Genomic DNA, 15,395 nt, shown 5'->3' on the forward strand with positions numbered 1-15,395 from the left:
AACACAAGATGTTTTCAAAAAAAACAAGACAAGATAACATTGACCACATGAAACAAGAAGAATTAGATCTTTTGATTATTGGGGGCGGAATCACTGGTGCAGGTGTAGCAATCCAAGCAGCTGCTTCAGGTATTAAAACCGGTTTGATCGAAATGCAGGATTTTGCAGAAGGAACTTCTTCACGCTCAACCAAGTTAGTTCATGGGGGGATTCGTTACCTAAAAACGTTTGACGTTGAAGTGGTCGCAGATACAGTAGGCGAACGTGCAGTGGTACAACAAGTGGCACCGCATATTCCTAAACCAGATCCAATGTTATTGCCGATTTATGAAGGAGAAGGCGCAACGACATTCAATATGTTTTCTGTAAAAGTAGCGATGGATCTTTATGATAAATTAGCAAAAGTAACTGGAACGAAGTATGAAAACTATACGTTGACACCTGAAGAAGTTCTTGAACGTGAGCCGTTTCTTAAAAAAGATGGGTTAACAGGTGCTGGTGTTTACTTGGATTTCCGGAATAATGATTCCCGTTTAGTGATCGATAATATCAAAAAAGCGGCAGAAGACGGAGCGTATTTGGTCAGCAAAATGAAAGCCACTGGTTTTATCTATGATGGTGACCAGATCATCGGTGTCAAAGCGCGTGACTTGTTAAGTGATGAAGTCATTGAGATCCGAGCAAAAATCGTGATCAACACAAGTGGACCATGGGTGGACAAGATCCGTAACCTGAACTTCAAGCGTGCGATCTCACCAAAAATGCGTCCGACAAAAGGCGTCCATTTAGTAGTCGATGCGAAGAAATTGCCTGTGCCACAGCCTACTTATTTCGATACAGGAAAACAAGATGGTCGGATGGTCTTTGCGATCCCTCGTGAAAACAAAACGTATTTTGGGACAACAGATACCGATTACCAAGGCGATTTTACAGACCCTCAAGTAACACAGGAAGATGTGGATTACTTACTAGACGTGATCAATCATCGTTATCCAGAAGCAAATATCACTTTGGCTGATATCGAATCAAGTTGGGCAGGATTACGCCCGTTATTGATCGGCAATGCTGGTTCTGACTACAACGGTGGTGACAACGGTTCGATCTCTGATAAAAGTTTCCGTAAAGTCGTTGATACGGTGACGGATTACAAAGAAAGTAAGGTATCACGAGTAGAAGTCGAAGATGTGTTGAATCATTTAGAAAGTAGTCGTGATGAAAAAGCACCATCCACTGTTTCTCGCGGTAGTTCATTAGAACGTGAACCAGATGGACTAGTTACTTTATCTGGTGGTAAAATCACCGATTATCGCAAAATGGCAGAAGGTGCGATGAAATTGATCCGTCAACTGTTACAAGAAGAGTATGGTGTAACTGTAAAAGAGATTGATTCCAAGACTTATTCGATCTCAGGCGGCGATTTTGATCCGACGAAACAAGAAGAAATGGTCGAAGAATATACAAAAATCGGTGTGGAAGCAGGTCTTGATGAAAAAGATGCTGCATATATCGCAGATTTCTACGGAACAAATGCGAAACACATCTTTGAATTAGCGAAAGAAATGAGTCCTTATCCAGGATTGACTTTGGCAGAATCTGCACGTTTGCGTTACGGTTTAGAAAACGAAATGGTCTTAGTTCCAGGTGACTATTTGATTCGCCGTACCAACCATCTACTTTTTGAAAGAGATCAGTTAGATGCCATCAAACAACCGATCATTGATGCGATTGCTGCATACTTTGAATGGACAGATGAAGAAAAAGAACGTGAAACGCAACATTTAGAGCAACTGATCGCTGAGTCAGACTTACGTGACCTGAAAGGAGAAAAATAAAATGAATGCAGACATGACCCAAATCATGGGAGAATTTATTGGAACGATGATTTTGATCCTTTTAGGGGACGGCGTATGTGCGGCAGTTAATTTAAACAAAAGTAAAGCGCAAGCCTCCGGTTGGATCGTCATTGCATTTGGTTGGGCAATGGCTGTTACGATGGCAGTATTTATTTCAGGATTCATGGGACCCGCTCATTTAAATCCTGCGGTAACACTTGGGATGGCAATGACAGGGGCAATCGGTTGGAATTTGGTTTTCCCATTCATCATCGCGCAATTACTAGGTGCGATTGTTGGTGCGGTACTTGTTTGGTTATCTTATTTGCCACATTGGTCAGCAACAAAGGATCAAGGGGCAATCTTAGGAACCTTTGCGACTGGACCAGCCATCCGCAACTATCCTGCTAACTTTATTACAGAGTTGATCGGTACGTTCGTTTTAGTCTTAGGACTATTGGCATTTGGCCAAACAGAATTTGCGGGTGGAACAAATGTCTTTGCTGTTGGAGGATTGATTTTAGCTATCGGGTTATCACTAGGTGGTTCCACAGGATATGCGATCAATCCAGCTCGTGACTTAGGTCCACGTATCGCTCATGCGATTTTACCAATCGCTAATAAAGGTGGTTCTGACTGGGGTTATTCATGGGTACCGATTGCAGGACCAATGGTTGGGGCAATCGTCGCAGTAGGTATGTACACGTTGATGGTTTAATAAAGTAGATTTTGTATATAAAAATAAAATAAATGGTTCTCTTGGTCGTTGTTCACAAACCAGGAGAACCGTTTTTTATTTTATAAGTCAAAGTGTAATAACAAGAGATACAACAAAGTTACATCAAGCTTTGATAGATAGCGATGATTTCTGCTACGTTCGTTTCTCTTGGATTTCCTGGGGTACAGACATCATTGAGCGCATCTTCAGCAATTTTTGCAATATCCGCTTCTTTGACACCTAGTTCGGAGATCGTCGCAGGAATACCAACTTTCTTCGACAAAGCGTCAATCGCTTCACAAGCGGCATCACGAATGTCCTCGATGGAACGAGATTCTGCGTCTTTGATGTTCAACGCCTTCGCGATTTCTCGATATTTATTGCCTGTAAACTCTTTATTGTATTTCATGACTGTTGGTAATAAGGCAGCGCAAGCGACGCCGTGGGGGATGTCATACCATGCGGATAATGGATGCGCCATTCCATGCACAAGGCCTAACCCGACATTTGAAAAACCCATTCCTGCCAGGTACTGTCCTAAAGCCATATCTTCTCGGCCTTTTGGATCACCATTCACGGAATCGGCTAAACTACGACCGATGATCTCAATGGCTTTGAGATGGAACATGTCACTCATTTCCCATGCGCCTTTCGTGATCAATCCCTCGATAGCATGAGTCATCGCATCCATTCCAGTTGCCGCACACAAGGCTTTCGGCATGCCCATCATCAAATCACTGTCAATAAAGGCAACGATTGGAATATCATGAGGATCAACACATACAAATTTACGAGAACGCTCTTTGTCAGTGATCACATAGTTGATCGTGACTTCAGCGGCCGTACCAGAAGTAGTCGGAACAGCTAAGATCGGCAAGCTTGGATGTTTTGTATCTGCCACGCCTTCTAGACTACGGACATCAGAAAACTCTGGATTTGTTACGATGATTCCAATGGCTTTGGCTGTGTCGATCGGCGAACCTCCGCCAATTGCTAGAATCACATCCGCTTTCGCTGCTTGAACGAAAGCCACACCCTGTTTTACATTCTCAATCGTTGGATTAGGTACGATACCATCGTAAATTTCATAAGCAATCTCTGCCTCATCTAATAAGGTGGTGACTTTTGCTACAACACCGATTTTATGCAACTCTTTATCAGTGATCACAACCGCTTTTTTGAAATTTCTGGCATGAAATTCTGTTGGGATAGCTGCAATAGCCCCTTTTCCATGATAGGATGTTTCATTTAAAATCATTCGATTTGCCATTTGGTTTACTCTCCTTTAGGTAGGTCGGTTTCAGAAATTATATATTCTGGTGGATAACGCAGTTTTTTGAAATAATAGGTGCGATCTTTTTTATTGAATGTCCGCACCACACGACAAGGATTTCCTACTGCTAAAGAATTAGCTGGAATATCCTTCGTGACGACACTTCCTGCCCCAATCACTACATGATCACCGATCGTCACCCCGGGAAGTACGGATGTATTTGCACCGATCCAAACATTGTCGCCGATCGTAACAGGCGCCCCAAATTCTGCTTGGTACTCTTGGCGTAAAACTGGATCTAAGGCATGACCGGCTGTGTAGATCCCAACATTTGGAGCAAGTAAGACATCCTTACCAATCGTGATCGGAGCAACATCAAGTAACGTGCAATTATTATTGGCTAAAAAGTTTTCTCCGACAGTGATATTGATACCATAGTCACAGTGAAAGGGTTGCTCAACAAAAAGTTCATCACCTGTTTTCTTGAACATTTTTTTGATCAATAGCTGACGTTCAGATAATTTTCGAGGATGGATATGATTGAATTCATAAAGGAGATCTCTCGTGACCAAACGAAGCTGCAATAATTCTTCATCTTGACGATAGACCTCACCAGCAATCATTTTTTCGACATTGGATTTCATTTTGCACCTCATGATTGCTAATCGTTCAAATAACCAGCACGGGGGACGACCCCAAACGCATCAGCCAGTAATTTCAAATTGTCATCTTCTAACGTTTGTTTGATGCCACCTTGGGCCATAACGATCGTATAGACTTGTGCGGCTTTTTCAGCTGTTTCAATCAAACCAAATGTTTCATCCATGTCTTTTCCAGAACCATAGATCCCATGTTGTGGCCAAACGACTAAACGGGTTTCTTTCATTTTTGCAGCAGTTGCTTCGCCGATTTCATTCGAACCAGGAACTAACCATGGAATGACCGAAATGCCTTCTGGGAAGACAACTAGGCACTCTGTACACATTTGCCATAATGTACGAGTCAATTCGCGTTCAGAAAGTGGATGGCTAAAAGTCATGGCTAACAAGTGTGTTGCGTGACAATGCATGACGATGCGGTTATCTGGATCGACACTCAATCGAGCGATATGGCTCATAAAATGACTTGGCAATTCAGAAGTGGGAACAGCGTCAGGGGCTAATCCCCACAAAATATCGATTGCGTGACCATCTCCGGTCACACGGATCAATCCAAGATTTTCTTCTGGTGCTGCCTGTACATTTTTAAAATATTTTCCAGACCCTGTCACTAAGAAATATCTTCCGGCTAATTGTTGGGCATCAAATGGCAACGGCAGTGTTCGTAAAACTTTCACAGGGTCGATAAAAGGTAAGACTTGCGCTTCTTCTAATAAATAGGTGATATTCCCACCATTACGTTCATCCCATCCTAGGCGGTACATATTGGTTGTTGCTTGAATCATCTCTTGTACAAATGGAGCAGTGAGCATCGCTAATTTTTTCACGAGTGAGACCTCTTTTCTTTTTCTGATGAATAGAAGGAACATGTAGTATGGTTATTTTGTAAATAAACAGAAAGAACCTCAAAATCAGTTAGACGGATTCTCGAAGGCTTCTGTTGATAGGTGAGGGGCTTTTTTACAACTTGATAGATAGTGTTCATGAAGCAACACTTCGGTCATAAGCCAGAAAAATCAAAAATGAAACAGCCATTTTCGCTTTTCCTGGCTTATGCCTTAGTGCTGAACGCTTCTTTCACGACCTAATAAACGGTGTTCGAAAGCCAGCTCCTTCAATATTAAGTCAAAAATCGAAAAATATGAGGAACTATTTTCTCGATTTCCGTCTTAATATTCGGAGCTGAACGGCTTTCTCACAACCTCTGATAAACGGTGTTCAAGAAGCTGACCTTCAACATTAAGCTAAAAAATCATAAAATATGAGGAGCTATTTTTTGATTTTCTACCTTACTGCTTAGGTCAGAACGCTTCTTTCACGACCTCTTACTTTGTACGTCTTTTTCGTATTGTAGGACTTCTTGGTACCAGTCCATACCTACTGGGACGTTGTTGATTTCACAGAAGTAATTCCAAACGTCGGCGTATGGGAAGTCTTTTAATTCTTCAGTGAAGGCTAAGCGTTTGGTGAAGTCGAAGTTTAGTTCGGCTTCTTTTAATTCTTCGATTGGTTCAAGCATGGCTTTTAACAATGCTTTTTGGGTGTTTCTTGTACCGATTGCCCATGCGGCGATCCGGTTGATGGTTGCGTCAAAGAAATCGAGACCGATCGCTGTTTTTTCAAGTAAGTGATTGCGGACTAATTCTTTGCCTATTTCTTGTAATTCGTCATCCATGATCACAACATGGTCTGAATCCCAGCGTACAGGACGAGAGACGTGAAGCATGATCCCTTTAGAGAATAAGGCGAGAGACGAAAGTTTGTTGGAGATGACCTCGGTTGGATGGAAGTGTCCTGCGTCTAGGCAGATCAATTTGTTCCGCGTCAAGCCATAGCCCATATAAAATTCGTGTGAACCTACTGTGTAAGCTTCGGCACCCAGTCCGAATAGTTTGGATTCCACAGCATCTTGCGTATATTCTTCGTTGAGTTCTTCTGAGAAAATCTCATCTAAAGATTCCATCAATCGTTGACGTGGAGATAGGCGATCGATTGGATTGTCTTTCATTCCATCAGGCATCCAAAAATTATCGATACAGGTTTGTCCGATTTCTTTCCCCATATACTCAGCGATTTTACGAGCGCGTTTCCCATGTTCGATCCAGTAATCCCGTACTTCTTTGTCTGGATGAGCAAGTGTCAAGCCATCTTTCATCATTGGATGAGAGAAGAAGGTCGGGTTGAAATCAAGACCGATACCTTGTTCTTTTGCCCATGCGACCCATTTCTCGAAATGTTTTGGTTCGATCTCATTTAAATCGACTGGTTCATCTGTATCTAGATACATGGCATGTAAATTCAATTTATGATTCCCAGGGATCAATGAGAAGGCTTTTTCTAAATCTTGGCGTAATTGATCCGGCGTATGTGCGGCTCCAGGATAGTTCCCTGTAGCCATGATGCCACCAGTCAGTTCTCCATCTGGTGTCAAGAATCCTTTGACATCATCGCCTTGCCAACAATGCATTGAAATCTTCACTTCTGCGAGTTTCTGCAAGACTTCCTCGGTATCAACACCGATACTCGCATATTTTGCTTTGGCTTCTTCGTAACGTTCTTTGACATTCATCATATTGAATCTCTCCTTTTATATTAAAAATTCTTTGTATCTAGCAAGTGCTTGTGTCATTTCCTCGGTATGTCGAGGGTGAAAAGTGGCTAATGAAACGGAATCTCTGATTGCTTCACGCGCCAGTTGCAACGTACCGTAGCCATTCGTCGCAATCATTTGGACCATTAGATTCCCAATAGCGGTCGCTTCATCTGGTCCTGCTTCGACTTCGATATTGCAAATATCGGCTGTCAGCTGATTAAGGAAGGTATTGTTTGAACCCCCACCGACGATGTGTAAATGATGAAATTCTTTTCCGGTGATCCGTGCTAAGTTCTCTAGTTCGACAGCGTAGCATAGAGCTAAATTGTCATAGATACAGCGAGCCAGCTGACCAGGGGTTTGAGGGATAGATTGGTTTGTTTCTTTACAATAATCTTGTAATTCTTGAATCATATTTTTGGGATTCAAGAAACGTGGGTCGTTGACATTGATCAGTTGTTGGAAAGGCGCTTCTTGTGCGGCCATTTCTGCCAATTCAGCAAAACTGTAGGCACCCTCTTGCAAACGAGCAACTTCTTGGATCAACCACATCCCCATGATATTTTTTAAGAAGCGAATGGTTCCTTGAACGCCCCATTCATTTGTAAAATTAGCATCAAAAGCTTCTTTTGTAGAAATCCCTTCAGGAATCTCCACGCCCATCAATGACCAAGTGCCAGAACTGATGTATGCCCAATCTTTGCCAGTCGCGGGTGTGCCGACGACTGCTGAAGCAGTGTCGTGAGAAGCAATCGTGATGAAGGTCGCTTTTGGCAGATCATAGGTCGGGAATTGGGTGGTTTGTAATTCGCCTAGAATCTGTCCGGGTTCGGTGATTCGTGGAAAAAGGGTCGCGTCGATGCCTAGAACAGCTAAAATATCAGGGTCCCATTTCCGAGTTTCTAAGTTCAGAAGTTGCATAGTAGATGCATTAGTCTTTTCAGTGACTGCTTCTCCAGTGAAGAGGTAACCGAGTAAATCAGGCATCAATAATAAGCGATGGGCATTTGCTAAAGTTTCTTTTTTTTCAGCAAGTAATTGAAACACCGTGTTGAAAGGTTGCAGTTGGATACCTGTTTTTTGGTAAAGTTCATCTAGTGGCATGCTTTGTTCAAATTGTGAGATGGCATCTTTCGTGCGTTCATCACGATAGCTCGTCGGGGCGTCGATCAAATGACCATCAGCATCAAGCAAGCCATAATCGACACCCCACGTATCGATGCCGACATAACATTCTGTGATGCCTTGTTGCTTTGCTTTTTCCAAACCTTTTAAGATTTCAGTGACTAGATGTGTGAGCGGCCACTTTGCGACACCAGCGATTTTTTCAAACCCATTTTTGAAGCGATGGACTTCCTGTAAGTCAAAACGGCCTAATTCATTAAGATTGGCATGAATCAAACGACCACTTGAAGCGCCAATGTCGATAGCAAGATAATTCATCAAAATTCCTCCAATTTGTTTTTGCTTGTATCAATGAAAACTAGACTTCATTTGGGAGTGGCTTCTTTTTAAAAGTAAGGAGAAGAAAAAGAATACCTAAAATGGTCATCAAAATGCAGCCATTGATAAAAATATTTTGTAAAGCATCAGAACCGATACCGAATCTTTCCAAAAGCTGATGTCCGTAGGGTGAAACAAAATTACCGATGTTTGCTAGAACGAGAATAAAGGAAGTGGTACTTGCTTTTGCTGCCTGTGGGACTGAACGAGTGGCATCATTAAAGATGTAAGGAACGAACAAAGCGAAGGCGATACCGTTCAGTGCAGCCCCTATACCGATCATAAATAAATGATTGGCTGTCAAGATGAGGAACAAGCTTGCTGCCATGATGAAAAAAGAAATAGGCAACGTCCAGCGTTTCAATCCTTTGTAAATCAACCCGAATAAGAAACCAGCAACCATGTTAGCAATCTGCATAAAAGAAAGAAGCGTTCCGGCATCTGATTCTGTTCCTAGATTTTCAGTCACGATGAAAGTCGAAAGCTTGACGACAACGATCATGTAGAAAATGCAGAGAAAGAAAATCAAAATGCCATACATGACAGTGGTAGGACGGAGTGTCCCTTTTGTTGATACTTCTTTTTTAGAAGTGGTATTCTCTTTTTTCTTGGGTGGTTCAGGGACGAAAGCCATAAATAAGAAGATGATTGGAATGGTGATCAAGTAAACTAAGAATGCTTTTTGCCAGCCAAAAGTGAGGAGACGTCCGGCAGTGAAGGTCATGACTGCAGCCCCTAAACCTTGAAAGGCGGATTGAAAGCCAATCAATGTGGCTGCTTCTTCACCTTCAAAAAATTCGCTGATCATACTAACTGCCAAAGAATTGAAGAGACCAAAGCCGGCGCCTAATGCAGCGCGGGAGATCATCAGCAAATAGAAATTGGCGGTGAAGACGGGTAACACGCCAGCAACTCCAGCCAGCAATAATCCAAGTAAGACAGTTTTTTTCTGTCCGATGGTTTTTGCGATCAAACTGCTCAAAGCAATGAAAATAACGACAGTCAGTTGAGGGATGGTCATCAGTAGCTCGACGGATGAAGCGGATTGATCATTGAAGTAGCCTAACATCATCGGTAAAGCGGATGCAATAGCAGTATTTGACGTTAAAACTAAAGAAATGGATAACAGCGACAGTTTCATCAACCAAGTCTTTCTCATAGCTTGTTCCTCCAGATGAAGATGTATTTGTTGCACTCATCATATCTTGTAACCCTTTTCACAACAATGTCAGTATGTTACTATATTGGTGTCAAATTTACATATCAAGGGGGAGTAAAGCTATGAATCCGTTTGTACAAAAGATCTTTCTGCCGTATACACCCGAAGAGTTAGAACAGCGAAAGACGGGGCAATGGATCAAGGAATTTGAAGGAGAAAACTTAGACGAACAAGACCAGCAATTCAAATTAGACGATCACCATCTTTTTCAAGAAAATAATATTTTGATTCGCCAACATCGCCGCTTCGCTCATTATCCACTACATTCCCACCATTTTTTAGAATTCAATTATATGTATTGCGGTACTTCAGAACAGATCGTCAACGGTCTGCCAATCACTTTGAAAGAAGGACAATTATTACTTTTAGATACAAATAGTCGCCATGAATTAATGCCTTTGGGTGAAAAAGATATTTTGTTGAATTTCTTATTCAAAACAAATGATATCAACATCAATCTTCTGAAAAAAATCGATAATCGCAGTGGGGGATTGACCTATAATTTTTTAATGAATGCCATTTTAGAACCCGGTTATAATGAAACACATCTTTTGTTACACTTAGCAAAAGAACCAGAGATCCAAGTCACGTTGGATCAGATGATCCTCGAATACTTTTCAAAAAAACATCTAGGGAATGAAATCATGAACGCTTTTTCACAAGTATTATTTTTACAGCTTTCTAGAGTCTATCACTCACAATTAGCAAAAATATACAAAAAAGATGGACAAAGCAACTTGATGATCAAAATTCTGCAACGGATCGAAAGTGATTATCGAACATTGAACCTAAAAACATTGGCAGATGAGTTAGGGTATAATCCGAATTATCTATCTAATTTAATCAAGCAGCAGACAGGGAAATCCTTCAAACAATTGATTACGAACCAACGATTACATGAAGCACATGATTTGATTTTATCTACTCGCTTTTCGATCGAGGAGATTGCAACCAGTGTAGGGTTTTCCAATAAGACCCATTTTTATAAAAAGTATCGAGAATACTTTGGGGATACGCCGATCGCCGTTCGCAAACGACGCTGAAATAGTTATTTATACATACAAAGCCAACTGCGAAGAGGCCGGGGCTGAATCATTTTTCCTCGAGAAATAAGGCCCATCCACGAAAATTGTTTTTCAAATTTTTGTGGATGGCGCCTTATTTTCCGAAGAGATTCCTTCTGTTCTCGCCGATTATTTGGTTTTGGGTGGTACGAGAGGATTAAGGTCCCGCTCTTAGATTGCGTTTGACTTTTTTCATTTGCTAGAAGCTACTTATTTCAACTTAGTTAAAACATCTTCTGGAACTTGGTTTTCATCGATCGCCGTGGGTCCAGAGGTCACTCGTTTTTGACTTACTTCTGCTTTGACATAACTATTTGGTTCGAATGGCGTTGGATTTTCTGAGGAGATCGTGTAACCTAACTGGATCGTTTTGCCATCTTTAGTCACAAAGTTCAAGTCATAGTCATACGACTTCAACCCCCGAACTTTTTCACCGCTGCCATCCAGTGTATCAGTCAATGGTGGCACTGCTTCTGGTACTTTTGCATAAGCTACTTGACTTTTGTAGGTCTGATCGTAATATTCATACCCTTTGTAGCCACCAAACAATAACAGTAAAAGAGCAATAGCTCCAACCAATTTTTTCATCTTATCCATCCTTTTCTATTTACTTGATTATCAAGATTATCGCCGATTTACTCATCGTTTGAAAATCGAAAAACGTGACAATTTTGAAATGTTGTGCAAAAGAGCACAATTCAGGTGGTTTAGTATTCGTTTGACATTCTGGCAACCGCTTGCTATAGTAAAAAGGAAAAATAAATAAAACCTAGATGAACGAGGTATTTTGATGAGTGTAGTAGGTATCTAATCGAGTAAGTTGAATAACCAATAAAGCAGTAGGCTTATTTGGTGTGCTTATAGATGGTACCTGTCTGAAACATTTCTTGTAATCAAATCAAGGGGAGGACATGTCTTATTTTAGCTGTGTCCTGCCCTTTTATTCTATTTTAGGTCTTTATTTATTTTGGGGACAGGTATCTCTTCAAGAAAAGGAGAGAATATGAATCATACAATCAAACAATTACAATTTGAACAAATCAGAAAAGAAGTGATTGCCCGAGCAATCGGAGATCATACGAAAGAACGTCTGGCAGAAATGTCGATCCCGACAAATCTTCAGACCGTAAAAACAAGACAAACAGAAACGAAAGAAGCCCGTACGATTTTAGAAAGTAGCCAGCACGTGCCCTTTATGGGGCTGACAAGAATTGTGGCATTAACTGACCAAGTGAAAAAAGGCTTGATCTTAACCCCCGCTGAATTGATGGAATACGCCGATTTTTTAAGAAGCAGTCGAATGATCACTCGCTTCTTTGAAAAAAACCAATATCAAACGCCATTACTGTATGCGTACAGTAAAAATCTACCGGATCTGCAAGCGGTGGAGGACTTAGTTTACGAACAAATCAAGAACCAACAAGTCGCAGATGACGCATCGAAAAATCTGCGTAAAGTACGCAAACAGATCCAAACGGTAGAAAAAGAGATTCAAGATCGTTTGCTAAAATTCTTGCGACATCCTGGGAATAAAGAGATGATCCAAGAAGCGATGATCGTTCAAAAGGGTGAACATGCAACGATCCCAATCAAAGCGAGTTATAAAAATAAAGTAGCCGGAACGATCATTGAGCAGTCGAATAAAGGCACGACGGTATTTATCGAACCAACAGCAGTTGCTAAAGCAAGTGCACAACATCAATTATTAAAAGCAGAGGAAATTGCTGAAGAATATCAGATTTTAGCTAGCTTGACTGGCGCATTAGCTGAAAATGAACAGGCAATCGATCAAATCATCGAGACGGTCACCGTTTTTGATATTATTTTCGCACGTGGGAAATACAGTAGAGAGATCAATGGCATCACACCTATCGTCAATAAATCAGAACGCATCCATCTGAAACAAGCGAGACATCCACTGTTATCAGAAAAAGCTGTTCCCTTAGATTTTGATTTGGGTGTAGAATATCGTGGATTAGTGATCACAGGTGCAAATGCGGGTGGGAAAACAGTTGTTTTGAAAACAATCGGATTGCTGACGTTGATGGCCATGTTTGGTCTGCAAGTACCAGCAAAAGATGGGACAGAGCTTGCCGTATTCGACGAAGTCTTTGTCGATGTCGGTGACCAACAAGATTTAGCGAATGCATTGAGTACTTTTTCTGGGCATATGCAAAATATCGCACAGATTTTGAATAAAGTGGGTAGAAATACCCTAGTTTTACTTGATGAGATCGGTAGTGGGACAGAACCAACAGAAGGGGCAGCTTTAGCAATTGCCATCATGTCTGCGATGTACGAAAAAGGGGCGTTGATGGTGGCGACGACCCATTACGGAGAAATTAAAGAGTTTGCGGAACGACATGAAGATTTCGTGCCAGCAGCGATGGCCTTTGACCGAGAAGCCTTACAACCAAAGTATCAATTACAGGTAGGGAAAACAGGGGAAAGCCAAGCATTGTGGATCGCTAAAAAAATGCAAATGTCAGAGGACTTGATCCAACAAGCTCAGCAGTATCTTTCTACGAAAGACTATTCAAGTGAAAAACGCTTATTCAAACAACAAGTGAAGAAGCAAGAGGTCAAGAATGAAGAAAAGGTTTTATTTTCAAAAGGGGACCGGGTATATGCCACCCAATACAAAAAAGAAGCATTAGTCTTTGAAGATACTGGAGAAGAGACGATCGTGATTTTTGTCGATAACCAAAAAGAAACCGTCCTTCGACAGCGTGTCCTTTTAAAAATGAGAGCAGAAGAACTTTATCCTGTAGGCTATGAGATCGATCATCTATTTACAGATTTTAAAACGAGAAAATGGGAACGAGATATCGAACGAGGCTCAAAAAAAGCCCACAAAAAATTATTGAAAGAAACCCGTCAGCGTCAGGCTGCGCGAAATGAAAACGCCGAAAAAAAAGAATAACAGATTAACAATGGCATACGAAGGATTGGAAGAGCTCGCAATAAAAACCGACAATTAATTGGTTCCACGTGGAAAGTACGGTAAAATAGATGAAATGACATTTTGGGAGTTGTTAAGTAATGAATGGAGCATCTGATTGGCGAAAAGAAATTCGCACGATTCCGAATCTACTATCGATTATAAGAATTCTTTTATTGCCTTTTTATTTGTATTTTATGAGTAAGCAAGCTTTCTATCTGGCTGGATCGATCATCCTCTTTTCAGGAGTCACAGACTTTTTAGATGGATACATCGCCCGAAGATTCAATCAGATCACCGAACTTGGAAAAGTTCTTGATCCAATCGGTGATAAGTTGACCCAATTGGTCTTGATCATCTCCATGGCATGGGAACGTCCGTATATCTGGCTCGTTTTAGCTTTATTTATTGTGAAAGAAGCATTTATGCTGATTGCTGGGATCGTTGCTTTGCGTAAACAGGTCAAATTAGATGGAGCAAAGTGGTATGGTAAATGGGCGACAGCTGTGATTTATGTAGGGATGATCCTGCTGTTACTTTTCCCGGCGATTCCTGAAGGATGGGTCATGGTGATATTTGCAATCATTACCTACAGTCTGGCTCAGTCCTTTGTTTTATATGCTTTGGAGTATCGTAAACTACTGAAGCGCTAGGTAGATTGGTGTATCTTATTGTTGTCACAGCGAATGAGAAGAGCACCGTTGCAATTTATGTGAAGAATTTATCGAAAATCAATCGAAGTCAAAACTGGCTGAGATTGATTTTTTTTAGTTTAAGATAGAAAAAGCGAACTTAATGCAAAAAAATAGCTGGTAATAGGCCAAAGCATAGACGTAGCAATGATTCAAGAGTAAATATTTCAAGGAGTTAGGCAATATGTGAAGTTGAAATTACACAGAGAAGACTATATGATTTTATTATAATCTATTCGAGAAGCAGGTAGTTCACAAAAAATAAGGTCGATTCAATCAGTCGCAAGTACATATTTTAGGTTTTACTATCAATAATCAGAAGGAGAGGTAATTTATGAATCTATCGAATATTCAATCTAGCGAAGAATACTTAAAACATTATAGAGAATTTATGGAAGACTGTTTTTCCATCAACTATCCACTTTTAGCTTCTTTTTACAAAGAACTTCATCATCGTTTTTTAGAGGTCGTCTCTCAAAAGGACGGACCAGTGTTTGAGCAATTACAAGAGCTGTTAGGGATCGATGCGCAGTTACAGATACTTTACGAAATGGCGGAATGTATCGAATCGTTGAAATTAGAAATGAATGAAGAGAAAATCATTGAAATGATCAAGAGAGATAGCTTCTCTTTTTATAGAGAACGGATTGGGTTAACGAAGAAAGATCCTATTCCACGCGGATTGATCTATCTGAGTGAAAAATAGCTAGTCAATTTTACAGCTATTTCTCTATCAAGGGAAAAGGTTCGACATAGTTTTTAATACATATGATCAGCGACTGTTTGTCTAGTAGAACATCTCTTTTGTCCTATTCTTGTGATAATTATCATGTATTCTAGTATGGATTAGATTTTAATATACAGAAAAGCTGTGACCTAAGTGTTCATCTCTGAGAAATAA

General features: G+C 40.8%; 13 protein-coding genes. 6 read left to right on the forward strand and 7 right to left on the reverse strand.

The window, feature by feature from the left end; genetic code table 11:
- Nucleotides 1-8 precede the first annotated feature (8 nt).
- Nucleotides 9-1,832, forward strand: a complete 1,824-nt coding sequence (gene glpO, locus IGK77_RS02100) for a type 1 glycerol-3-phosphate oxidase (RefSeq protein ID WP_438712885.1) — start codon at nt 9-11, stop codon at nt 1,830-1,832.
- A gap of 1 nt (nt 1,833) precedes the next feature.
- Nucleotides 1,834-2,550, forward strand: coding sequence for an MIP/aquaporin family protein (locus IGK77_RS02105; RefSeq protein WP_010736418.1), 717 nt, complete (start codon nt 1,834-1,836; stop codon nt 2,548-2,550).
- Between the two features lie 118 nt (nt 2,551-2,668).
- Here IGK77_RS02105 and fucO read toward each other — a convergent pair whose 3' ends face one another.
- The 6 genes from fucO to IGK77_RS02135 form a co-directional block, all read right to left on the reverse strand.
- Nucleotides 2,669-3,820: a lactaldehyde reductase gene (gene fucO / locus IGK77_RS02110; protein ID WP_074800486.1), complete on the reverse strand. Its 1,152-nt coding sequence runs from the start codon at nt 3,818-3,820 to the stop codon at nt 2,669-2,671.
- A gap of 5 nt (nt 3,821-3,825) precedes the next feature.
- A complete protein-coding gene (locus IGK77_RS02115) occupies nt 3,826-4,467 on the reverse strand; it encodes a sugar O-acetyltransferase (protein ID WP_074800484.1) in 642 nt (213 codons plus the stop codon).
- Between the two features lie 17 nt (nt 4,468-4,484).
- On the reverse strand, nt 4,485-5,309 hold the full coding sequence (gene rhaD, locus IGK77_RS02120; RefSeq protein ID WP_074800481.1) for a rhamnulose-1-phosphate aldolase: 825 nt from the start codon (nt 5,307-5,309) through the stop codon (nt 4,485-4,487).
- A gap of 488 nt (nt 5,310-5,797) precedes the next feature.
- Nucleotides 5,798-7,054, reverse strand: coding sequence for an L-rhamnose isomerase (rhaA, locus tag IGK77_RS02125; protein WP_074800478.1), 1,257 nt, complete (start codon nt 7,052-7,054; stop codon nt 5,798-5,800).
- A gap of 15 nt (nt 7,055-7,069) precedes the next feature.
- A complete protein-coding gene (gene rhaB, locus IGK77_RS02130) occupies nt 7,070-8,518 on the reverse strand; it encodes a rhamnulokinase (protein WP_074800475.1) in 1,449 nt (482 codons plus the stop codon).
- A gap of 40 nt (nt 8,519-8,558) precedes the next feature.
- A complete protein-coding gene (locus IGK77_RS02135) occupies nt 8,559-9,737 on the reverse strand; it encodes an MFS transporter (RefSeq protein WP_081355930.1) in 1,179 nt (392 codons plus the stop codon).
- 122 nt (nt 9,738-9,859) lie between these two features.
- On the opposite strand from IGK77_RS02135, the gene IGK77_RS02140 reads away from it, so the two are divergent.
- The gene (locus tag IGK77_RS02140; RefSeq protein WP_074800472.1) at nt 9,860-10,840 is read left to right on the forward strand and encodes an AraC family transcriptional regulator; all 981 of its coding nucleotides are present in this window, start codon (nt 9,860-9,862) and stop codon (nt 10,838-10,840) included.
- Between the two features lie 231 nt (nt 10,841-11,071).
- Here IGK77_RS02140 and IGK77_RS02145 read toward each other — a convergent pair whose 3' ends face one another.
- The gene (locus tag IGK77_RS02145; protein WP_074800469.1) at nt 11,072-11,449 is read right to left on the reverse strand and encodes a DUF1093 domain-containing protein; all 378 of its coding nucleotides are present in this window, start codon (nt 11,447-11,449) and stop codon (nt 11,072-11,074) included.
- A 415-nt stretch (nt 11,450-11,864) separates the two neighbouring features.
- On the opposite strand from IGK77_RS02145, the gene IGK77_RS02150 reads away from it, so the two are divergent.
- The 3 genes from IGK77_RS02150 to IGK77_RS02160 all read left to right on the forward strand — a co-directional run bounded on the left by IGK77_RS02150 (nt 11,865) and on the right by IGK77_RS02160 (nt 15,200).
- Nucleotides 11,865-13,784 (forward strand): endonuclease MutS2, encoded by a 1,920-nt coding sequence (locus IGK77_RS02150; RefSeq protein ID WP_074800466.1) that lies wholly within the window; start codon nt 11,865-11,867, stop codon nt 13,782-13,784.
- A gap of 119 nt (nt 13,785-13,903) precedes the next feature.
- Complete coding sequence (locus IGK77_RS02155; protein ID WP_019723866.1) at nt 13,904-14,455, forward strand: CDP-alcohol phosphatidyltransferase family protein; 552 nt, start codon at nt 13,904-13,906, stop codon at nt 14,453-14,455.
- 373 nt (nt 14,456-14,828) lie between these two features.
- Nucleotides 14,829-15,200 carry a DUF7006 family protein gene (locus IGK77_RS02160; protein ID WP_074800460.1) on the forward strand — a complete coding sequence of 124 codons (372 nt, stop codon included), beginning with the start codon at nt 14,829-14,831 and terminating at the stop codon, nt 15,198-15,200.
- Nucleotides 15,201-15,395: the final 195 nt, after the last annotated feature.

The organism is Enterococcus sp. DIV0806c (genome assembly GCF_051710905.1).
GTDB classification, from domain to species: domain Bacteria; phylum Bacillota; class Bacilli; order Lactobacillales; family Enterococcaceae; genus Enterococcus_B; species Enterococcus_B mundtii.

Coding starts and splice junctions, on each gene's coding strand:
- IGK77_RS02140 (WP_074800472.1), top strand. CDS start 9,860: ATGAATCCGTTTGTACAAAAGATCTTTCTGCCGTATACACCCGAAGAG.
- rhaA (WP_074800478.1), bottom strand. CDS start 7,054: ATGATGAATGTCAAAGAACGTTACGAAGAAGCCAAAGCAAAATATGCG.
- glpO (WP_438712885.1), top strand. CDS start 9: ATGTTTTCAAAAAAAACAAGACAAGATAACATTGACCACATGAAACAA.
- rhaB (WP_074800475.1), bottom strand. CDS start 8,518: ATGAATTATCTTGCTATCGACATTGGCGCTTCAAGTGGTCGTTTGATT.
- IGK77_RS02105 (WP_010736418.1), top strand. CDS start 1,834: ATGAATGCAGACATGACCCAAATCATGGGAGAATTTATTGGAACGATG.
- IGK77_RS02115 (WP_074800484.1), bottom strand. CDS start 4,467: ATGAAATCCAATGTCGAAAAAATGATTGCTGGTGAGGTCTATCGTCAA.
- IGK77_RS02135 (WP_081355930.1), bottom strand. CDS start 9,737: ATGAGAAAGACTTGGTTGATGAAACTGTCGCTGTTATCCATTTCTTTA.
- IGK77_RS02150 (WP_074800466.1), top strand. CDS start 11,865: ATGAATCATACAATCAAACAATTACAATTTGAACAAATCAGAAAAGAA.
- IGK77_RS02145 (WP_074800469.1), bottom strand. CDS start 11,449: ATGAAAAAATTGGTTGGAGCTATTGCTCTTTTACTGTTATTGTTTGGT.
- IGK77_RS02155 (WP_019723866.1), top strand. CDS start 13,904: ATGAATGGAGCATCTGATTGGCGAAAAGAAATTCGCACGATTCCGAAT.
- fucO (WP_074800486.1), bottom strand. CDS start 3,820: ATGGCAAATCGAATGATTTTAAATGAAACATCCTATCATGGAAAAGGG.
- IGK77_RS02160 (WP_074800460.1), top strand. CDS start 14,829: ATGAATCTATCGAATATTCAATCTAGCGAAGAATACTTAAAACATTAT.